The 20,458-nt window shown below is 72.5% G+C and carries 18 protein-coding genes; 1 reads left to right on the forward strand and 17 read right to left on the reverse strand.

Going from position 1 to position 20,458, the window contains the following annotated elements; genetic code table 11:
• The first annotated feature begins 160 nt into the window (after positions 1 to 160).
• Positions 161 to 1,378 carry an IS30 family transposase gene (locus tag MCM47_RS01765; protein ID WP_238740222.1) on the forward strand — a complete coding sequence of 406 codons (1,218 nt, stop codon included), beginning with the start codon at positions 161 to 163 and terminating at the stop codon, positions 1,376 to 1,378.
• A 112-nt stretch (positions 1,379 to 1,490) separates the two neighbouring features.
• On the opposite strand, the gene MCM47_RS01770 is transcribed toward MCM47_RS01765, so the two are convergent.
• The 17 genes from MCM47_RS01770 to MCM47_RS01845 all read right to left on the reverse strand — a co-directional run bounded on the left by MCM47_RS01770 (position 1,491) and on the right by MCM47_RS01845 (position 20,442).
• The gene (locus MCM47_RS01770) at positions 1,491 to 2,948 is read right to left on the reverse strand and encodes an aldehyde dehydrogenase family protein (protein ID WP_238740224.1); all 1,458 of its coding nucleotides are present in this window, start codon (positions 2,946 to 2,948) and stop codon (positions 1,491 to 1,493) included.
• A gap of 79 nt (positions 2,949 to 3,027) precedes the next feature.
• Positions 3,028 to 3,894: a helix-turn-helix transcriptional regulator gene (locus MCM47_RS01775; RefSeq protein WP_238740226.1), complete on the reverse strand. Its 867-nt coding sequence runs from the start codon at positions 3,892 to 3,894 to the stop codon at positions 3,028 to 3,030.
• Between the two features lie 312 nt (positions 3,895 to 4,206).
• Entirely contained in the window at positions 4,207 to 5,667 is a 1,461-nt protein-coding gene (locus MCM47_RS01780; protein ID WP_238740228.1) for a glutamate synthase subunit beta, read from the reverse strand.
• Entirely contained in the window at positions 5,660 to 10,261 is a 4,602-nt protein-coding gene (gene gltB, locus MCM47_RS01785; RefSeq protein WP_374209072.1) for a glutamate synthase large subunit, read from the reverse strand. Before gltB ends, MCM47_RS01780 begins: the two co-directional genes overlap by 8 nt.
• 487 nt (positions 10,262 to 10,748) lie before the next feature.
• Positions 10,749 to 11,480 (reverse strand): VIT1/CCC1 transporter family protein, encoded by a 732-nt coding sequence (locus MCM47_RS01790; protein WP_238741465.1) that lies wholly within the window; start codon positions 11,478 to 11,480, stop codon positions 10,749 to 10,751.
• A 151-nt stretch (positions 11,481 to 11,631) separates the two neighbouring features.
• On the reverse strand, positions 11,632 to 12,624 hold the full coding sequence (lgt, locus tag MCM47_RS01795; RefSeq protein WP_238740232.1) for a prolipoprotein diacylglyceryl transferase: 993 nt from the start codon (positions 12,622 to 12,624) through the stop codon (positions 11,632 to 11,634).
• A 153-nt stretch (positions 12,625 to 12,777) separates the two neighbouring features.
• Positions 12,778 to 13,641: a thioredoxin domain-containing protein gene (locus MCM47_RS01800; RefSeq protein WP_238740234.1), complete on the reverse strand. Its 864-nt coding sequence runs from the start codon at positions 13,639 to 13,641 to the stop codon at positions 12,778 to 12,780.
• 72 nt (positions 13,642 to 13,713) lie between these two features.
• Entirely contained in the window at positions 13,714 to 14,217 is a 504-nt protein-coding gene (locus MCM47_RS01805) for a MauE/DoxX family redox-associated membrane protein (RefSeq protein ID WP_238740236.1), read from the reverse strand.
• A gap of 101 nt (positions 14,218 to 14,318) precedes the next feature.
• A complete protein-coding gene (locus tag MCM47_RS01810; protein ID WP_238740238.1) occupies positions 14,319 to 14,576 on the reverse strand; it encodes a hypothetical protein in 258 nt (85 codons plus the stop codon).
• A 199-nt stretch (positions 14,577 to 14,775) separates the two neighbouring features.
• The gene (trpA, locus tag MCM47_RS01815; protein WP_238740240.1) at positions 14,776 to 15,585 is read right to left on the reverse strand and encodes a tryptophan synthase subunit alpha; all 810 of its coding nucleotides are present in this window, start codon (positions 15,583 to 15,585) and stop codon (positions 14,776 to 14,778) included.
• 2 nt (positions 15,586 to 15,587) lie between these two features.
• On the reverse strand, positions 15,588 to 16,838 hold the full coding sequence (trpB, locus tag MCM47_RS01820) for a tryptophan synthase subunit beta (protein WP_238740242.1): 1,251 nt from the start codon (positions 16,836 to 16,838) through the stop codon (positions 15,588 to 15,590).
• A 48-nt stretch (positions 16,839 to 16,886) separates the two neighbouring features.
• Complete coding sequence (trpM, locus tag MCM47_RS43945) at positions 16,887 to 17,036, reverse strand: tryptophan biosynthesis modulator TrpM (protein WP_374209046.1); 150 nt, start codon at positions 17,034 to 17,036, stop codon at positions 16,887 to 16,889.
• A gap of 10 nt (positions 17,037 to 17,046) precedes the next feature.
• On the reverse strand, positions 17,047 to 17,853 hold the full coding sequence (trpC, locus tag MCM47_RS01825; protein WP_238740244.1) for an indole-3-glycerol phosphate synthase TrpC: 807 nt from the start codon (positions 17,851 to 17,853) through the stop codon (positions 17,047 to 17,049).
• A 306-nt stretch (positions 17,854 to 18,159) separates the two neighbouring features.
• Complete coding sequence (locus tag MCM47_RS01830; protein WP_238740246.1) at positions 18,160 to 18,600, reverse strand: DUF2752 domain-containing protein; 441 nt, start codon at positions 18,598 to 18,600, stop codon at positions 18,160 to 18,162.
• Positions 18,601 to 18,734: 134 nt separating this feature from the next.
• A complete protein-coding gene (locus tag MCM47_RS01835; protein ID WP_238740248.1) occupies positions 18,735 to 18,980 on the reverse strand; it encodes an HGxxPAAW family protein in 246 nt (81 codons plus the stop codon).
• Between the two features lie 230 nt (positions 18,981 to 19,210).
• Positions 19,211 to 19,846, reverse strand: coding sequence for a TIGR02234 family membrane protein (locus MCM47_RS01840; protein WP_238740250.1), 636 nt, complete (start codon positions 19,844 to 19,846; stop codon positions 19,211 to 19,213).
• Positions 19,847 to 19,878: 32 nt separating this feature from the next.
• Positions 19,879 to 20,442 carry a Uma2 family endonuclease gene (locus MCM47_RS01845; RefSeq protein WP_238740252.1) on the reverse strand — a complete coding sequence of 188 codons (564 nt, stop codon included), beginning with the start codon at positions 20,440 to 20,442 and terminating at the stop codon, positions 19,879 to 19,881.
• Between the last annotated feature and the right edge of the window lie 16 nt (positions 20,443 to 20,458).

Raw genomic sequence — 20,458 nt, forward strand, 5'->3', positions numbered from 1 at the left:
CCGGCCGGACCGCCTGCCGTCCACGCCCCGCCACCCACTTCCCCGGGTGGCGGGGCGTCCGCCGTCCGGGAACCGAGCGGGAACCGGGAACGACGGAGCCCCGCCTCCCCCTTCCCTTGGGTTCTAACGGTCGTCGCAACACCTCAGCTCAAGGTGTGCGATGGACTTCGAGATTCGCGGGGAGCGGAAGCCGCAGGGGCCCAGGAAGCTCCGTGCCGAGCGGGCGGAATACTTCCGGCTTGTGCGACAGGGCTACAGCAACAAGGAGGCGTCCCGGCTGGTGGGCGTCCACGAGCGGACTGGACGCGAGTGGCGCAACGGCCGGACGGACCCGAACAGGTTCCGGGCGCCCGCTCGACCCGGGGGGGCGCCCGCCTGCGCATCCGGACCGTCGCGGTACCTGCGCGAGGACGAGCGCATCCACATCGCCGACCGGCTCCGGGAGAAGGCCACCGTCCGCGCGATAGCGGCCGAGCTCGGCCGCAGCCCGTCCACGATCAGCCGGGAGATCCGACGCAACTGCCATCCCGACAGTGGCAGTTACCGACCCCATGCCGCGCAGGCCCGTGCCGACGAGCGGCGCCCTCGCCCCAAGTCGGGGAAGATCGCCCTCAACCCCGAGCTGCGGGCCGCGATCCAGGCCGGCCTGGACGAGCAGTGGAGCCCGGAACAGATCTGCCACGCTCTGCGCAGAACCTTCCCCGACCGGCCGGAGATGCACGTGGCCCACGAAACGATCTACCAGGCGCTCTACGTCCAGGGCCGCGGTGAGCTGCGGCGCGAGCTGGCCGGCGCCCTGCGCCCCGGCCGGGCCCGCCGCAAGCCTCAGCGCCAGACCAACTGCCGCCAGCCCCGTTTCACCGACCCGATGGTCATGATCAGCGAACGCCCAGCCGAGGCGGAGGACCGGGCGGTGCCCGGGCACTGGGAAGGGGATCTGATCATCGGCAAGGACGGCGCCTCCGCGATCGGCACCCTGGTCGAGCGCCACACCCGCTACGTGATGCTCCTGCACCTGCCGAACGGCCGCACCGCCGAGCACGTGCGCGACGCCCTCACGGAGACCGTCCAGACTCTGCCCGCACACCTGATGCGCTCGCTGACCTGGGACCAGGGCAGCGAGATGGCCGCCCACAAGAGCTTCACCGTCGCCACCGGCGTTCCGGTTTACTTCTGCGACCCGGCCAGTCCCTGGCAGCGCGGCTCGAACGAGAACACGAACGGCCTGCTGCGGCAGTACTTTCCCAAGGGCACCGACCTGTCCGTCCACGGCCCGGAACACCTCGCGGCGGTGGCCGTCCAGCTCAACGGCCGCCCACGCAAAACGCTCGGCTGGGAAACCCCAGCCGAGCGCCTGCATAAACTCGTCGCGGCCTGATCAAACCGACCACGTGTTGCAACGATCCCTGGAAACCGCCTCCGGAGGTGGCGGGGCTCCGTCGTCACGAAGCGGCCCACGGCGGCCACCGCCCCGGCGGCCACGGCACCGGTCAGAACGGGAAGCGGCTGCGCCCGTGCTGGATGGAGATCCACTTCACGGTGGTGAAGGCGTCCACGGTGGACTCGCCGTTCAGGCGGCCCACACCGGAGTTCTTCTCGCCGCCGAACGGGACCACCGGCTCGTCGGCGACGGTGCCGTCGTTGACGTGGATCATGCCGGTCTCGATCCGCTGCGCCACCCGCACCCCGCGCTCGACGTCGGCGGTGTGGACGGCGCCGCTGAGGCCGAACGGGGTGTCGTTGGCCAACCGGACGGCCTCGTCCTCACCGTCGAAGGGCACCACCAGCACAACCGGGCCGAAGAGTTCGCGTTGCAGGATGGGCGCGTCGGCGGGCAGGTCACCGAGGACCACCGGGTCCATCAGGCAGCCGTTGGTCTCGCCGCGCAGCAGCACGGTGGCGCCGGCCGCCACCGCCTGGTCGACCTGGGCGGTGATGGCGTCGGCCTGCACGGGGTTGATCAACGGGCCGATCTGGGTGGCCGGGTCCCGGGGGTCGCCGACCGTCAGCGAGGCGACCTTGGCCACGAACTTCTCGGTGAACTCGGCCTGGACGCTGCGGTCCACCAGCACGCGGTTGGCCGCCATGCAGACCTGGCCCTGGTGGACGAAGCGGCTGAACACCGCCGCGTCCACGGCGTAGTCGAGGTCGGCGTCGTCCAGCACGATCAGCGCGCTGTTGCCGCCGAGTTCGAGCACCGTCCGCTTGAAGTGCGAGGCCGCGACGGTGGCGACGTGCCGGCCGACCTTGTCGGATCCGGTGAAGGCGATCACCTTGGGCACCGGGTGCTCGATGAACGCGTCGCCGATCTCGGCGATGTCGGTGACCACGACGTTGAGCAGGCCGGACGGCAGGCCCGCCTCCTCGAAGATCCTGGCGAGCAGGGTGCCGCCGACCACCGGGGTCTCCTGGTGCGGCTTGAGCACCACGCCGTTGCCGAGCGCGAGCGCCGGGGCGACCACCTTCATCGACAGGAACAGCGGGAAGTTGAACGGGCTGACCACGCCGACCACCCCGACCGGGAGGCGGTAGAGGCGGTTCTCCTTGCCCTCCACCGGCGAGGGCAGCAGCCGGCCCTCGGCACGCAGCGAGAGCTGCATCGACTCGCGGAGCATGTCCTTGGTGAGGGCGAGCTCGAACCCGGCCTTGAGCGCGGTGCCGCCCAGTTCGGCCGTGATCGCCTCGGTGATCTCCTGCTCGCGCTCCTCGACGATCCGCAGCGCGCGCTCGAAGACCAGCCGGCGGGTGTACGGGTTGGTGGCGGCCCACTCCTTCTGCGCCCGCTCGGCGGCCCGGTAGGCCTGGTCCACCTCCTCGACGGTGGCGACGGTCATGGTGGCGAGCTTGTCACCGGTGAAGGGGTCGACGTCGACGATGTCCCAGGAGCCGCTGCCGTCGCGCCACTGGCCGTCGATGTACTGCAGCGCCAACTCGGAGAAGTACGACATCTGATCCCTCTCGTGCCGATTCGGGAAGGCGTCAAGGCCCTCTCGATCAGATCTGATCGACACTCATCGTACGTACGGACTACAGCTCTTGGCGGACCGAGCGCAGAAGTTCCCGGCTCCGCTCGGTGGAGAGACCGTCCGCCACCAGACCGTCCATCGCGGCGACGTACTCGGCCACCTCGGCCGGCTTGTCGAGGTAGAGCGCGGTGGTGAACTGCTCCAGGTAGACCACGTCGGCGAGGTCCGGCTCGGCGAAGCCCAGCACGGTGAACGCGCCGCCCTCGGCACGCAGCCCGCCGAAGCCCAGCGGCATCACCTGGATCGACACGCGGGGCAGGTCGGTGAGCTCCAGCAGCCGGTCGATCTGCGCCCGCATCACCGCCGGCCCGCCCCAGGGCCGGCGCAGCGCCGCCTCGTCCAGGACGGCCACCACTTGGGGCGGCTGCTCGGCGGTGAGCACCCGCTGGCGCCGCAGCCGGACCTCCACCCGCCGCTCGACCTCGGCGGCCTCGGTGACGTGCCCGCCGGCGGTGATCACGGCACGGGCGTAGTCGGCGGTCTGCAGCAGGCCGTGGACGAACTGGACCTCGTAGCTGCGGATCTCGGCGGCGGCCTCCTCGAGGCCGAGGAAGGTCTGGAACCAGCCCGGCAGCACGTCGCCGTAGGTGTGCCACCAGGAGGTGGCGTTGGCGGCACGGACCAGGCCGAGCACGGAGGCCCGCTCCTGCTCGGCCTCCACGCCGTACAGGGTGAGCAGGTCGGCGACGTCGCGCTCCTTGAAACCGACCCGGCCGAGCTCCATCCGGCTGATCTTCGACTCGGACGCGCGGATCGAGTAGCCGGCCTCCTCACGACTGACGCCCCGGGCCTCCCTGAGCCTGCGTAGCTGGGAACCCAGCAGCAGGCGCCGTACCGTGGCACCCCCGCCGGCCTGAGTCGTGCTCATCGCGTCACCCTCCGCACCTCGCGCAGCCCCCCGGCCGTCGGCCGCAGTCTGCCACTTGGCACCGACAAACAACAGTCCGTCAGCGCACCCGCTCCAGGCCCAGGAGGGCCGGGCACCGCGGCGAGGCGCCCCGCCCGGGAACGCGTGAAGGCGCCCGCCCTCCACTGGTCGGGGAGAGGGCAGGCGCCGTGGCACCGTGCAGGCCCGGCAACGCTGGCGGGGGCAGCGGCTCGAACTCCCGGTGATGCGGCACCGGGCGACAGGGGGTCCGGACCCGCCGGCGGTGGGGCCGCCGGCGGGCTCGGGCGTGCGTCAGACCACCAGCGGGCGGTCCGTCGGGCGGATCGGGGCGGGCAGCGGGGTCTTGCCGCCCAGGTACCTGTCCACCGCGGCGGCGGCCGAACGGCCCTCCGCGATGGCCCAGACGATCAGCGACTGGCCACGGCCGGCGTCGCCGCAGACGTAGACGCCGTCGACATTGGTGGCGAACCCGCCGTCCCGGGCCACGTTGCCGCGGGCGTCCAGCTCGACGCCGAGCTGCTCGACCAGGCCGTTCCGCACGTCCGTGCCGGTGAAGCCCATGGCCAGGGTGACCAGCTGCGCCGGGATGGAGCGCTCGGTGCCGGGCACCGGCTCGAACTTCCCGTCCTTGAACTCCACCTCGACCAGGTGCAGCTCCTGGACGTTGCCGTCCTCGTCCCCCGTGAAGCGGGTGGTGTTGACGGCGTAGACGCGCTCGCCGCCCTCCTCGTGGGCCGAGGTGACCTTGTACGTCATCGGCATGGTCGGCCAGGGCTGGTGGCCCGGGCGGGAGTCGCTCGGGCGCGGCATGATCTCCAGCTGGGTGACCGAGGCCGCCCCCTGGCGCAGCGCGGTGCCGAGGCAGTCCGCGCCGGTGTCGCCGCCGCCGATGACGATGACGTGCTTGCCCTTGGCGCTGATCGGGGACTCGACGAAGTCGCCCTCCTGCACCTTGTTGGCCAGCGGCAGGTACTCCATGGCCTGGTGGATGCCCTTGAGCTCGCGCCCGGGCACCGGCAGGTCGCGCGCGGTGGTGGCGCCGGCGGCGACGACGACCGCGTCGAAGCGCTCGCGCAGCTGCTGGCCGGTGATGTCCTCGCCGACGTGGACGCCGGTGCGGAAGCGGGTCCCCTCCGCGCGCATCTGCTCGATGCGGCGGTTGATGTGGCGCTTCTCCATCTTGAACTCGGGGATGCCGTAGCGCAGCAGGCCGCCGATCCGGTCGGCGCGCTCGTACACCACCACGGTGTGCCCGGCCCGGGTGAGCTGCTGGGCGGCGGCCAGGCCGGCCGGGCCGGAGCCGACGACGGCCACGGTCTTGCCGGACAGGCGCTCGGGGATCTGCGGTGTGACGCCGCCCCGGTCCCACGCCTTGTCGATGATGGTGACCTCGACGTTCTTGATGGTCACCGCGTCCTGGTTGATCCCCAGCACGCAGGCCGACTCGCAGGGAGCCGGGCAGAGGCGGCCGGTGAACTCCGGGAAGTTGTTGGTCGCGTGCAGCCGCTCGATGGCGCCGGTCCAGTCGTCCCGGTAGGCCAGGTCGTTCCACTCGGGGATGAGGTTCCCGAGCGGGCAGCCGTTGTGGCAGAACGGGATGCCGCAGTCCATGCAGCGGCCGGCCTGCTTGGTGATGATCGGCAGGAGGCTGCGCTCGACGTAGACCTCGTTCCAGTCCCGCAGACGGACGTCCACGGGCCGGCGCTCGGCCAGCTGCTTGCCGGTGGTCAGGAAGCCCTTGGGGTCAGCCACGTGCCGCCTCCATCATCTTGCGAGTGGTCTCGGCCTCGGAGAGGCCATCGCGCTCAGCGGCGTCCTTGGCGGCGAGCACAGCCTTGTAGTCGGTCGGCATGATCTTGGAGAAGCGGGAGACCCCGCTGCCCCAGTCGGCCAGGAGCTCGGCGGCGACGGTGGAGCCGGTCTCCTCGTAGTGCTGCTGCACGGTCTCGCGCAGCCAGTCGCGGTCGTCGGCGGTCGGGGCCTCGATGCCCACCATGCCGTCGTTGACGTTCGCGGGGCGCAGGTCCAGCACGTAGGCGATGCCGCCGGACATGCCCGCCGCGAGGTTGCGGCCGGTCTCGCCGAGGATGACCACCCGGCCGCCGGTCATGTACTCCAGGCCGTGGTCGCCCACGCCCTCCACCACCAGGGTGGCACCGGAGTTGCGGACGGCGAAACGCTCGCCGGCCTTGCCGCGCAGGTGCACGCGGCCGCTGGTGGCGCCGTAGCCGATGGTGTTGCCGGCGATGACGTGGTTCTGCGCGTCGGCGCCGATCGCGGCGGCGTCGCGCGCCGGGCGGACGATCACCACGCCGCCGGAGAGGCCCTTGGCGACGTAGTCGTTGGCGTCGCCCTCCAGGCGCAGGGTGACGCCCTTCGGCACGAAGGCTCCGAACGACTGGCCGGCCGAGCCGGTGAGGGTGACGTCGATGGTGCCCTCGGGCAGGCCCTCGCCGCGGTACCGCTTGGTCACCTCGTGGCCGAGCATGGTGCCGACCGTGCGGTTGACGTTGCGGATCGGCAGCTGGATGCGGACGGCCTCGCCGCGCTCCAGCGCGTCCTCGGCCAGCTCGATCAGCTGGTTGTCGAGCGCCTTGTCCAGTGCGTGGTCCTGCGCGGTGGTGCAGTGCAGGGCCGAGCCCTCGGGCAGCTCGGGGACGTGGAAGAGCGGCGTCAGGTCGAGGCCGGCGGCCTTCCAGTGCGAGATCGCGGCCTGCGCGTTGATGTGCTCGGCGTGGCCGACGGCCTCCTCGATCGAGCGGAAGCCCAGCGAGGCCAGGATCTCCCGCACCTCCTCGGCGATGAACTCGAAGAAGTTGACCACGAACTCGGGCTTGCCGGAGAAGCGTTCGCGCAGCACCGGGTTCTGGGTGGCGACGCCGACCGGGCAGGTGTCCAGGTGGCAGACGCGCATCATGATGCAGCCGGAGACCACCAGCGGGGCGGTCGCGAAACCGAACTCCTCGGCGCCCAGCAGGGCGGCGATCACGACGTCGCGGCCGGTCTTCAGCTGGCCGTCGGTCTGCACCACGATGCGGTCGCGCAGGCCGTTGAGCAGCAGGGTCTGCTGGGTCTCGGCGAGGCCGAGCTCCCAGGGGCCGCCCGCGTGCTTGAGCGAGGTCAGCGGGGAGGCGCCGGTGCCGCCGTCGTGGCCGGAGACCAGCACCACGTCCGCGTGCGCCTTGGAGACGCCGGCCGCGACCGTGCCGACGCCGACCTCGGAGACCAGCTTCACGTGGATGCGGGCCGCCGGGTTGGCGTTCTTGAGGTCGTGGATCAGCTGCGCCAGGTCCTCGATCGAGTAGATGTCGTGGTGCGGCGGCGGGGAGATCAGGCCGACGCCCGGGGTCGAGTGCCGGGTCCTGGCCACCCACGGGTAGACCTTGTGGCCGGGCAGCTGGCCGCCCTCGCCGGGCTTGGCGCCCTGGGCCATCTTGATCTGGATGTCGTCGGCGTTGACCAGGTACTCGGAGGTGACGCCGAAGCGGCCGGAGGCGACCTGCTTGATCGCCGAGCGGCGCTCCGGGTCGTACAGGCGGTCCGGGTCCTCGCCGCCCTCACCGGTGTTGGACTTGCCGCCGAGGCGGTTCATCGCGATGGCGAGGGTCTCGTGCGCCTCGCGGGAGATCGAGCCGTACGACATGGCGCCGGTGGAGAAGCGCTTGACGATCTCGGAGACCGGCTCGACCTCCTCGACCGGCACGGGGGTGCGGCCGAGCGCGTCCAGCCGGAACAGGCCGCGCAGCGTCATCAGCCGCTCGGACTGCTCGTTCACCCGGTCCGTGTACTGCTTGAAGATGTCGTACCGGCGGTTGCGGGTGGAGTGCTGCAGGCGGAAGACGGTGTCCGGGTCGAACAGGTGCGGCTCGCCCTCGCGGCGCCACTGGTACTCGCCGCCGATCTCCAGCGCGCGGTGCGCGGCCGGGATGCCGGAGGCCGGGTAGGCCTTGGCGTGGCGGGCGGCCACCTCCTTGGCGATCTCGTCCAGGCCGATGCCGCCGAGCTTGGTGGTGGTGCCGGCGAAGTAGGTGCCGACCAGCTCCTCGGAGAGGCCGATCGCCTCGAAGACCTGCGCACCGCGGTAGGAGGCGACGGTGGAGATGCCCATCTTGGACATGACCTTGAGCACGCCCTTGCCGAGCGCCTTGATCAGGTTCCTGATGGCCTTCTCGGGCTCGACGCCCTGGATGAAGACGCCCTGGGCGACGAGGTCCTCGACGGACTCCATCGCCAGGTACGGGTTGACCGCGCCGGCGCCGTAGCCGATCAGCAGCGCGACGTGGTGCACCTCGCGGACGTCGCCGGCCTCGACCAGCAGGGACACCTGGGTGCGCTGCTTGGTGCGGATGAGGTGGTGGTGGATCGCGGAGGTGAGCAGCAGCGAGGGGATCGGGGCGTGCTCGGCGTCGGAGTGCCGGTCGGAGAGCACGATGATCCGGGCGCCGTCGGCGATGGCGGCGTCGGCCTCGGCGGCGATCGCGGACAGGCGTGCGGCCAGGCCGTCGCCGCCGGAGGCGACCTTGTAGAGGCCGGAGAGCGTGACGGCCTTCAGGCCGGGCTGGTCGCCGTCGTGGTTGATGTGGACCAGCTTGGCGAGCTCGTCGTTGTCGATCACCGGGAAGGTGATGCCGACCGAGCGGCAGGAGGCCGCCTCGGCGCCCAGCAGGTTGCCCTCGGGGCCGAGGTTGGACAGCAGCGAGGTGACGAGCTCCTCGCGGATGGCGTCCAGCGGCGGGTTGGTGACCTGCGCGAAGAGCTGCACGAAGTAGTCGAACAGCAGGCGCGGCTTCTCGGAGAGCGCGGCGATCGGGCTGTCGGTGCCCATCGAGCCGAGCGCCTCGCCGGCGGTCCTGGCCATCGGCGCGAGGATGACCCGCAGCTCCTCCTCGGTGTAGCCGAAGGTCTGCTGGCGGCGGGTCACCGAGGCGTGGGTGTGCGCGATGTGCTCGCGCTCCGGGAGCTTGGCGAGCTGGATCTGGCCGGCCGCGACCCACTCCTCGTAGGGGTGCTCGGCGGCCAGCGCGGACTTGATCTCCTCGTCCTCGACGATGCGGTGCTCCGCGGTGTCGACGAGGAACATCCGGCCGGGCTGCAGGCGGCCCTTCTTGGCCACCTTGTCCTGCTCGATGTCGAGCACGCCGACCTCGGAGGAGAGGACGACCAGGCCGTCCTCGGTGATCCAGTAGCGGGCCGGGCGCAGGCCGTTGCGGTCGAGGACGGCGCCGATCTGGGTGCCGTCGGTGAAGGTGACGCAGGCCGGGCCGTCCCAGGGCTCCATCAAGTTGGAGTGGTACTGGTAGAACGCGCGGCGGGCCGGGTCCATGGTGGCGTGGTTCTCCCACGCCTCCGGGATCATCATCAGCACCGAGTGCGGCAGCGAGCGGCCGCCGAGGTGGAGCAGCTCCAGGACCTCGTCGAAGGAGGCCGAGTCGGAGTGGTCCGGGGTACAGATCGGGAAGATCCGCTCCAGGCCCTGGCCGTTGCGGTTGGCGGGGATCAGGTCGGTGGCGAGCTGGGACTCCCGGGCGGTCATCCAGTTCCGGTTGCCCTTGACCGTGTTGATCTCGCCGTTGTGGGCGACGAAGCGGTACGGGTGGGCGAGCGGCCAGCTCGGGAAGGTGTTGGTCGAGAAGCGCGAGTGCACCAGGCCGAGCGCGGAGGCGTACAGCCGGTCCGACAGGTCGGGGAAGAAGGGCTCCAGCTGGCCGGTGGTCAGCATGCCCTTGTACACGATGGTGCGGGCGGAGAGCGAGGGGAAGTACACCCCGGCCTCGCGCTCGGAGCGCTTGCGGACGACGAAGGCGATCCGGTCGAGGGCGAGGCCCTCGACGCCGTCCTTGCTCAGGAAGACCTGCCGGAAGCGCGGCATCACGCTGCGGGCGGTGGCGCCCAGCAGGTCGGGGGTGACCGGGACGTCGCGCCAGCCGAGGACGGTCAGGCCCTCCTCGTCCGCGACGGCCTCGATCTTCGCGACGGCTGCGGCGTCGGCCGCGTCCTCGTCGGGCAGGAAGGCGATGCCGACCGCGTAGGCGCCGGCGGCGGGGAGCTCGAAGTCGACCTTGGTGCGCAGGAACGCGTCCGGGATCTGGGTCAGGATTCCGGCGCCGTCGCCGGAGTCCGGCTCGGCACCGGTGGCGCCCCGGTGCTCCAGGTTCCGCAGGACGGTCAGCGCCTGCTCGACGATCTTGTGGTCGGCGATGCCGGTCAGCGTGGCGACGAAGCCGACGCCGCAGGCGTCGTGCTCGTTCCGCGGGTCGTACAGGCCCTGAGCAGCAGGTCGCGCATCCGGAACGAGCGCGTACGGCGGGCGGGCTGCGCCGGCCTGGAGCTCGTTGGCGGAGTGCATGGATGCAGACAGCATCGGCTCTCCCGTCGTCGTCTTCTTCAAGTGCAGGTGCAGTAGGGACGACGTTGGCCCTGATGCGATTTCGTGCAAGTTACATGATGCCCAAGATCCCGGAAAGCGGAATATCCGGTCCACATCGCGGACGGACCCGCAGGTCAAGGGTGAAGGGGGGACATGCCACAGTGCACGTCCCGACGATTGTGCCCGGCGGTCGGCGGCCCGAAACAGGGGCGAAATCCCCCGGCTACGGAAGCCGATCAAGGCCACCTGCGAATCCATTCCCGGAGTCGGTCCCCGGGATGCGAATCAGCGGCCCCCGAGCCCGGATGCTGAGACTAGGCCAGGTGGCGCCCGCACTCCATGTGCGGAACGTCACGCGCTGCGCAGCATAACCATGCAGGCCTCTGTACCATCCCACGAGCCCGCGACCGGCGGCCCGGTCAACCCGCCGCCCGCCCGTCGCCCGCCCGCCCCTGCGCCGCTCGGCTCAGCCCACGTGCCCGCCGATCAGCCAGCCGAGCAGGTACGTCACCCCGGCCGCCGTCCCGCCCAGCACCAGCTGCCGCAGCCCGCTGAACCACCAGCTGCGGGCCGTCACCCGGGCCACCACCGCGCCGCAGGCGAACAGGCCGGCCACCGAGAGCAGCAGGGCCGGCAGCAGCGTGGTCGCCCCCAGCAGGTACGGCAGCAGCGGCAGCAGTGCGCCCACCGCGAAGCAGACGAAGGACGAGCCGGCCGCCACCCACGGCGACGGCAGGTCGTTGGGGTCGATCCCCAGCTCCTCGCGGGCGTGGATCTCCAGCGTCTGGTCCGGGTCGGCGGACAGCTGCCGGGCCACCTCGTGCGCGAGCTCCGGCTCCACGCCACGGGCGATGTACAGCTGGGCCAGCTCGGCCAGCTCGCCGTGCGGGTTGCGGCTCAGCTCCAGCCGCTCGGCCTCGATCTCCGCCTGCACCAGCTCGCGCTGCGAGGCGACCGAGGTGTACTCCCCCGCCGCCATCGAGCACGCCCCGGCCGCCAGGCCGGCCAGCCCGGTCAGCACGACGGTGCCGCTGGACACCGCGCCTCCCACCACGCCGGTCATCAGCGCGAAGTTGGAGACGAGCCCGTCCATCGCACCGAAGACGGCCGGCCGCAGCCAGCCGCCGTTCACGTCGCGGTGGTGCCCCGCGGCGGGGATGCGGGGGTGGTTCCCGGCCTCGGGCTCCAGGGTGGTCACGCTCACGGTTGGTCCCTCCCGTTCGATTCCTCTGCGTCGAACGTAGACCGTCTGAGCTGGGCATTTCCAGCAAAGTAAGGCTGTCCGAACAGACCTCCGGCCGCCCTCCGCGAGCATCGCGGGGGCGGCCGGAAGGCGGGATCGTCCCAGGTCAGGTGAGGTTCTTGGCGTCCTTGTCGGCGGGGTCGGCCGCCGCGTCGGCGGGCCCCGAGGCGGGCTCGGAGGCGGACTTCCCGGCCGCCGGAGCGGAGGGCTTCGCCGGCTCCTCGTCGGCCGGGCCGTCGGCGGGCGCCGTTCCGGCGTCCTCCGGTCCGTGCGCCGAGGGGTCGATGGTGGCCGGGTCCTCCCGGCCCGGGCGCTTCCTGCCGACGATCACGAAGTAGGTGACGGCGGCGATGAAGACCGCGATCGCCACCCAGTCGTTGAGCCGCAGGCCCAGGATGTGGTGCGCCTCGTCGATCCGCAGCCACTCGGTCCAGAACCGGCCGACCGTGTAGGCGGCCACGTACAGCGCGAAGGCCCGGCCGTGACCGAGGGTGAAGCGGCGGTCCGCCCAGATCACCAGCAGCGCCACCCCGACGCACCAGAGCGACTCGTAGAGGAACGTCGGGTGGTAGGTCCCGGTGACGACCTCGCCGTTCGGCAGCGTCTTGTTGATCTCCAGGCCCCACGGCAGGGTGGTCTCCCGGCCGTACAGCTCCTGGTTGAACCAGTTGCCCCAGCGGCCGAGCGCCTGGGCCAGCGCGATGCCCGGGGCGATCGCGTCGGCGTAGGCGGGCAGCGGAACGCCGTGGCGGCGGCAGCCGATCCAGGCGCCGACCGCGCCGAACGCGATCGCGCCCCAGATACCGAGGCCGCCTTCCCAGATCTTGAAGGCGTTCCAGGGGTTCCGGCCCCCACCGAAGTAGAGCTGGTGGTCGGTGATCACGTGGTAGAGCCGGCCGCCGACCAGGCCGAACGGCACGGCCCAGACGGCGATGTCGCCGACCGTGTGCTTGCCACCGCCCCGGGCGACCCAGCGCTTGCTGCCGAGCCAGACGGCCACGACGACACCGAGGATGATGCAGAAGGCGTAGGCGCGCAGCGGGATCGGTCCGAGGTACAGGACGCCCCGAGACGGGCTGGGAATGTAGGCGATATCCATGGCAGCTCCGACGCTACAGGGTCGGCGGCCCGGCTCGGACACCCCGCGGGTCACAGATCGGCTCACAGATCCCGGCCGACGGGGTGGCCGACACGCCGCCACCCCCTCCGGACGGGGAGGGGGCGACGGGCGGCCGGTGCCGCGGGCCCGGGCTCAGCCGGCCTTCGGCGACGGGTTGTTCGCCTCCGAAGCGGTGCTGGTGGGCGCCGGGGACTGGCCGTGCGAGCCGGTGCTACCCAGCGACTTGCCCTGGTTCGCGGCGTCGACGGCCTCCACCAGGTTCTGCGGGGTGATCTCCTGGCTGCCGTTCTTCGGATAGACCGGCTGCCCGTTGAGCAGCACCGTCGGGGTGGACTTGAAACTGGACTTGTCGAAGTCCTGCTGCACCGCGGAGACCCAGCCGCCGTACTTGTTCCCGTTGACGCAGGCCTCGAAGGCGGGCGTGACCAGCCCGTCGACCTGCTTGGCGAGGCTGATCAGGACGGCCTTGTCGCCGAAGGCGTCGTTGGTCTCGTCCGGCTGGTTGCGGTAGAGCACGTCGTGGTAGTCGCGGAAGTGCCCGGCGTCCTGGGCGCAGGCCAGCGCGTTGGCGGCGGTCTTCGAGCCCTTGCCCGGCACGGCCCGGTCGATGAACGAGACGATGTGGTACTGGGTGCCGACCTTGCCGGCGTCCTCCAGCTGGTCGATCGTCGGGGAGAACTCGCGCTCGAAGCTGCCGCACGCGGGGCAGCGCGGGTCCTCGTAGACGGTGAGCACGGAGGGCGCGTCGGCCGCGCCGACCGGGACGACCAGGTTCTTGTCGCCGATCGTACCGGCGGGCGCGGCGGTGGGGGTCTCGGGCTTGGAGCGCTCGTTCTGCACCACCACGCCGGTGATCACCGCGGCGGCGATGACGGCCAGCACCACCCCGCCGACGACCAGTTTCTTCTTGCGCTTGGCGCGGGCCTCATCGGCCGCGCGTTCCGCCAGCATCCGCTCGCGGGCGGTGCGCTTGCCTTCTCGGTTCTTCTCGCTCATTGCCTTGACATTCACAATCGGGGCCTGATCCGGGTCGGTGTCGGGTGTGGGGTGCGGTACTGCGCCGGCCGGTCAGCTCGCCAGCCATTCGTCCGCCGAGAACCTGGTCCGGGGGTAGCGGATCAGCCACCCGGCGAGCAGCAGGAACCCGGTGTCGCGCAGGATCTCCTGCAGGTACTCGGTCTTCGAGGCGTCCACCGTCCCGCCGCCGCCGAAGCAGCCGCAGTCGATCGAGATGCCGCGCGCCCAGGCGGAGGCGATCCCGGCGATGAAGGCGAGCAGCAGCACCGCCGAGACGATCGCGACCAGGCGGACGCCGAGGCCGATCAGCAGCAGCAGTGCGAGCGCCAGCTCCAGGAACGGCAGGGCGTAGCCGACCGGCTTGACCAGGGACTCGGGCAGGATCTCGTACGCGCGGACGGCCTGTGCGGCCTCGGCCGGGTCGGCGATCTTGGCCAGGCCGGCCCACCCCCACACCACCGCCAGGCCGAGCCGGGCGGCCGTGCTGACCCACGCCGTTCCGCTCCACTGCGCCAGCCGGCCGGCCGCCATCGGGAAACCCCCCTCGGGAAACACGTTCACTTCCTGATGAACCGTAAGGGATGAAGGGTGGTTCCTCCGTATTCAGGAATTAAGCCGGATGGGTGACGTCTGATGACGTTCTGTCCGAATCCGTTCTAGCGGGCGTTCGGGTCGCAGCCCGCCGGCCACCCCGGGTCGAGGAGGTCCCGCCGCCCGCCGTGCCCCGCGCGCGCGGCCCGGGCCACCGCGTCCTCGCGGGCCGCCTCGGCGCAGACGTAGGCGTCCCGCTCGGCCCGTTCCGCACCCCGCCTGGCCAGCGCCTGGCCGACCACGGCGTCCGCCCCCACGGCGGCGCTCAGGGCCAGGACGGCCGCGGCCGCCCGCAGCAGCACGGCTCGCTGGAGACCCGCCACCGGCCGACCCCTTCCGCTCGTTCCCGCCCTCGCACACCTCGTTCGTGCACTCGTCCCTCCACTCAACGCCGGTCAATCGCCGCTGATGCGTCTACCCGCCGCTGTTCACTCGTTCGGGTTCCGTTCGGCCCGGCCCGCCCGGGGGACGCCGACGGCCCGCCGCCCCGCGAGGGGGCGACGGGCCGTCGGGCGGGTCCGGTCAGCGGCGGCGGACGCCCTCCGCCAGCTCGCCCGCCAGGGTCCGCACCGCGGCGAGCGCGGCCTGCTCGTCGCCGTCGGCGTCCAGGATCCGCTGGACGAAGGCCGAACCGACGATCACACCGTCGGCGAAGCCGGCCACCTGGGCCGCCTGGTCGGCCGTCGAGACGCCGAGGCCGACGCAGACCGGCAGGTCGGTGGTGGCCCGGGTGCGGGCGACCAGGTCCTCGGCGAGGTCGCCGACCTGGGCCCGGGAGCCGGTGACGCCCATCACCGCGGCCGCGTAGACGAAGCCGGAGCCGGCTGCGGTGACCTCGGCGAGCCGCTCGTCCTTGCTGCTCGGGGCGACCACGAACACGGTGTCCAGCCCGTGCTCGTCCGCCGCCTTGCGCCACTCCTCGGACTCCTCCACCGGCAGGTCCGGCAGGATGCAGCCCGCGCCGCCGGCCGCGGCCAGGTCGGCGGCGAAGCGCGCGGTGCCGTAGCGCTCGACCGGGTTCCAGTAGGTCATCACCAGCACGGCGGCCGCGGGGTGGGCCGCGGCGACCTCCTGGACGGTGCGCAGCACGTCCTTGATCCGGACGCCGCCGCGCAGCGCGATGTCGTCGGCGGTCTGGATGGTCGGGCCGTCCAGGACCGGGTCGGAGTGCGGCAGGCCGACCTCGACGACGTCGCAGCCGCCCTCGATCAGCGCGTTGACCGCCCGCACGCCGCCGTCCACGCTCGGGAAGCCGGCCGGCAGGTAGCCGATCAGCGCGGCGCGGCCCTGCGCCCTGGCGGCGGCGAGGATGTCACTGAGCTTCGATGCCATGGTCACTTACCCCCGCGGGCCGCGTCGCCGGCCGGCTCGTCGTACAGGCCGAAGTACTCGGCCGCGGTGTGCATGTCCTTGTCGCCGCGACCGGAGAGCGAGACCAGGATCGTGGCCTCCGGACCGAGCTCGCGGCCCAGCTCCAGGGCGCCGGCCAGCGCGTGCGCACTCTCGATGGCCGGGATGATGCCCTCGGTGCGGGACAGCAGCCGCAGTGCCTGCATCGCGGCGTCGTCGGTGACCGGGCGGTACTCGGCCCGCCCGGTGTCCTTCAGCCAGGCGTGCTCCGGACCGACGCCCGGGTAGTCGAGGCCGGCCGAGATGGAGTGCGACTCGATGGTCTGGCCGTCCTCGTCCTGCAGGACGTAGGTCCGCGAGCCGTGCAGCACGCCCGGGTCGCCCTTGGTGAGGGTGGCGGCGTGCTTGGGGGTCTCGGCGCCCTCGCCGGCCGCCTCGCAGCCGATCAGGCGCACGCCGGCGTCCGGGATGAACTCGTGGAAGATGCCCATCGCGTTGGAGCCGCCGCCGACGCAGGCGACGACGGCGTCGGGCAGCCGGCCGGTGCGGTCCAGCACCTGCTGCCGGGCCTCGACGCCGATCACCCGGTGGAAGTCGCGCACCATCATCGGGAACGGGTGCGGGCCGGCCACGGTGCCGAACAGGTAGTGGGTGGAGTCGACGTTGGCGACCCAGTCGCGGAACGCCTCGTTGATGGCGTCCTTGAGGGTGCGGCTGCCGGACTTGACCGACACCACCTCGGCGCCGAGCATCCGCATCCGGGCGACGTTCAGCGCCTGGCGCCGGGTGTCGACCTCGCCCATGTAGATGGTGCAGTCGAAGCCGAACAGCGCGCAGGCGGTGGCGGTGGCCACGCCGTGCTGGCCGGCCCCGGTCTCGGCGATGATCCGGGTCTTGCCCATCCGCCGGGTCAGCAGCGCCTGGCCCAGCACGTTGTTGATCTTGTGCGAGCCGGTGTGGTTGAGGTCCTCGCGCTTGAGCAGGACGCGGGCGCCGCCCGCCTCGGCGGAGAACCGGTGCACGTCGGTCAGCGGGCTGGGGCGGCCGGTGTAGTCGCGCAGCAGCCCGTCCAGTTCGGCGGCGAAGGCCGGGTCGGCCTTGGCCTTCTCGTACTCCTCGGCGACCTGCTCCACGGCGGCGACCAGCGCCTCCGGGATGAAGCGGCCCCCGTAGGCGCCGAAGTAGCCGCGGGTGTCCGGCACGTCGGCGCCGGACCGGTGGTCCTTCTCGGACATGGTGGGTCCTTCTCGAAGATGACGACAGTGGACGTCGGAACGGCTGGATCAGCCGTACGTCCTGCGCCATCGACGGCCCGGCACCTGCCCGGGCTCGCAGCCGATCACGTAGCGCACCCGTCTGCCCAGCACACGGCGTGCGGGCGCGCGGCAGCCGCGCGGGCGGCAGCCGGGGGCGAGACGGGAGGCGAGTTTCACGGCGGCGGGATCAGTCCTTGTGCCGGATGGCGGGGTGGGCGCCGGCCGCGACCAGGTCGGCCACCGCGGCGCGCGGGTTGCTGCCGGTCACCAGGGACTCGCCGACCAGTACCGCGTCGGCACCCAGGTTGGCGTAGGAGATGACGTCCAGCGGGCCGCGCACGCCGGACTCGGCGACCTTGACGATGCCGTCCGGGATCGCGTGGACGACGTTGCCGAAGGTGTTCCGGTCGACCTCCAGGGTCTTGAGGTTGCGGGCGTTGACGCCGATGATCTTCGCGCCGGCGTCCACCGCGCGCTCGATCTCCTCCTCGTCGTGCACCTCGACCAGCGGGGTGAGGCCGATCGACTCGGCGCGCTCGATCAGCGACACCAGGGCCGGCTGGTCGAGGGCCGCGACGATCAGCAGCGCGAGGTCGGCGCCGTGGGCGCGGGCCTCCCAGAGCTGGTACGCGGTGACGATGAAGTCCTTGCGCAGCAGCGGGGTGTCCACCGCGGCGCGGACGGCGTCCAGGTCGGCCAGCGACCCGCCGAAGCGGCGCTGCTCGGTCAGGACGCTGATCGCGGCGGCACCGCCGGCCGCGTAGTCGACCGCCAGGGCGGCCGGATCGGCGATCGAGGCCAGCGCGCCCTTGGACGGGCTGGAGCGCTTGACCTCGCAGATCACCCGGACCCCGTCGCCCTTCAGGGCCGCGACGCCGTCCTTGGCGTCCGGGGCCTTGGCGGCGAGCTCCTTGAGCTCGTCCAGGGAGACCCGGGCCTGCCGCTCGGCGAGGTCCTCACGGACTCCCTCGATGATCGTGTCGAGGACACTCATGCACCCACCTCGCTCAGCTCGGCGGGCGCTGGACGCGACGCGCCCCTGTGGTGGGTTCTCCCCCGGCCTCCGGCCGAGGGGATCCCCAGGCTCCGCTTGCACACGAGAGCGCCCCCATCGTTGGTCTGCTAGTCGTTCTAGCGGAAAGCCGGACAGCCAGTCTGGCCTCCGGCCCTTCGATGGTATCGGCACCAGGGGGCGCGGGGCGCATCCGCCCGGCGCGCGTCTCGCGGTTCGGGACGCTCCCCCGGACGGCCACGGGGCCCCTCCCGGCCGGGACTTCACCGGCCCGTCCGGGCGGCGGATTCAGACCAGCGGGGGTGCCAGACCGGCCCCGATCGGCAGGTTCCGGACCACCGTGAAGACCAGCAGCAGGAGTGCGACCAGCACCCAGCGCCGGACGCCGAGCACGAGCCGGGGCGCCGGTCCGCCGGTCGCCGCGGCCCAGACCCAGCGCACCCAGAGCACGGCCAGCACCACGAACAGCAGCACCGCGGGGGCGTTGTCGTGCAGTGCGCCGCTGAGGTCCCCGTGGGCCAGCGCGTGGACGCAGCGCAGTCCGCCGCAGCCGGGGCACCACCAGCCGGTGGCGGCCAGGAACGGACAGGTCGGGTAGTGGCCGGGGGCGTTCGGGTCCACCAGGGCGATGTAGCTGGTGGGGACGGCCACCGCGGCGAGGGCGGCCAGCGGCACGCCCAGCCGGCGCAGGACCGGCGGCCGGGCGGAGGCGGTGGGGGCGGCGTTCACGCCCCTGATTCTGCCCGGCCGGCCCGGCAGCGGACACCGTGACACAGCGGGCGGGGCGCAGCGGGCCGGTGGGAAAGGCGGAACGGCGGGCGTGGCGCCCGCCGTCGTGCCTCGTACCCGAAGACCGGTTCGGATCAGGCGGCGGCGAGCGCGGCCTGGTCCTCCTCCACGGTCGTCACGTGCTGGCTCGGCTGCTTGCCCATGCCCGCCATCGCCATGGCCTTGCCGACCACGCCGCCGAGCACGACGACCGCCAGGCCGGCGCAGACCAGCAGCACCGACGGGAGGATCATGGCGACGCCCGCGATCGCGAAACCGATGAAGGCGATGGTCACGCCGGTCCAGGCGGCGGGGGTGTGGCCGTGTGCTGCTGCTGCCATCTGAATGGTGCTCCTAGGCTCTCGGGGCCCGGCCGGGCCTGCGGGCCCCTGGCGGGTTGACGCGTTCCATTGTGCCGGGCCACACATCGGCACCCCAAGGCGGGTGCTCGTCTATCAGGTCACATCCGGCCCGGTCACCGGCGGTGGGCGGCGGGCGACGACCGCCCTGGCACCGGCCGGGGACGGCGCCCGGGCGGGGGCGGCGCCGGCCGGGGACGGCGCCGGCCGGATCAGGCCGCGGTGGGGTCCTCGCCGCGGTCCAGGGCCTTCCACAGGTCGGCCGGGGATTCGGCCGCCTTCGCCGGGGCCTTGCGGGTCGGCGCCTCGTACCGGCTGCCCATGGCCGGCCAGCCCCGCCCGTACCGCGCGGTGAGCAGCCCGGCCAGCGCCAGCAGCAGCCCGCCGACCAGCGCCACCCACGGCCAGGCGGTGTGGGTGACGTCGGTGGCGGTGGTGCCCGACAGGGCCAGCTTGCGGGCCGCCTCGGAGTCCAGCACGGCGCTGTCGCCCGCACCGGCCGCGGCCGCCGCGGCGGCGCCGAGGCCGGCCAGCAGCGTCAGCGCGCCGACCGCGATCCGGCCGGCGCCGCGGACCGCGAAGACCGCGACCGCCGCCGCCAGTGCCACCAGCGCCAGCCCGCCCGGCAGCTCGGAGATCCGGCTCCCGGTGACGGAGACCTCCAGCGTCCCGGCGGCCGCCCCGGCCACCCGGCCCTCGGCCCAGACCCGGCCGACGGCCGTCAGCACCAGCACCACGCCCAGCAGGGTCAGCAGCAGCATCAGGCCCACCGTGCGGCGACCGGCCTTCGCGGGCGCGGCCGGGGCGGCGGGGGCGGCTTCGGTACGGGACTGCTCGGGAACGCTCACCCGTCCACTATCCCCGACCGCACGCCCCGCCCCTACCCCGGGTCGGGCGCGAAGCCGTCGGTCGACAGTACGAGGGTGCGTTCCGCCAACGGCAGGAACACGTCGTTGCCGAAGGGCACCCGCTCGGCCTCCCGGTAGGCGCCGGGCGGCTCCGGGTGGCTGTGCACGGTGCAGGCCGCCGCCTCCGGATCCACCACGACGTACAGCGGCACGCCGCACTCGGCGAGGTAGCGCTGTTTGCGGACGAAGTCACCGTCCTGCTGGGACCGGGGGACGACCTCCAGCACCGCCCGGAGGTCGTCCGAGCGGTACCGCCCGCGGGCGCCCTGCCGCGCCCCCGGGGCGATCACCGCGAGGTCGGGCGCGTACCCGTACCGCGGGGACGGGAAGTCCACGACCTCACCGGTCAGCACGGTGCCGTGCCCTGCGAGCTGCTGCTCGACCTGGGCCGCCGCATCGAGGGCGACCTCCCGGTGGCCCTGCCCCCGCGGGGTCATGGTGATCTTCCCCGCGGTGATCTCGACCCGGTACCCCCGCGGCAGGCGCACACCCGCGAGGGCGTCCCAGGCCGATCCGGCGTCCTGCTGGTCCGACATGTCCGCCTCCTCGCCG

Source organism: Kitasatospora sp. A2-31, from assembly GCF_022288725.1.
In the GTDB taxonomy this organism is placed as follows: Bacteria; Actinomycetota; Actinomycetes; order Streptomycetales; family Streptomycetaceae; genus Kitasatospora.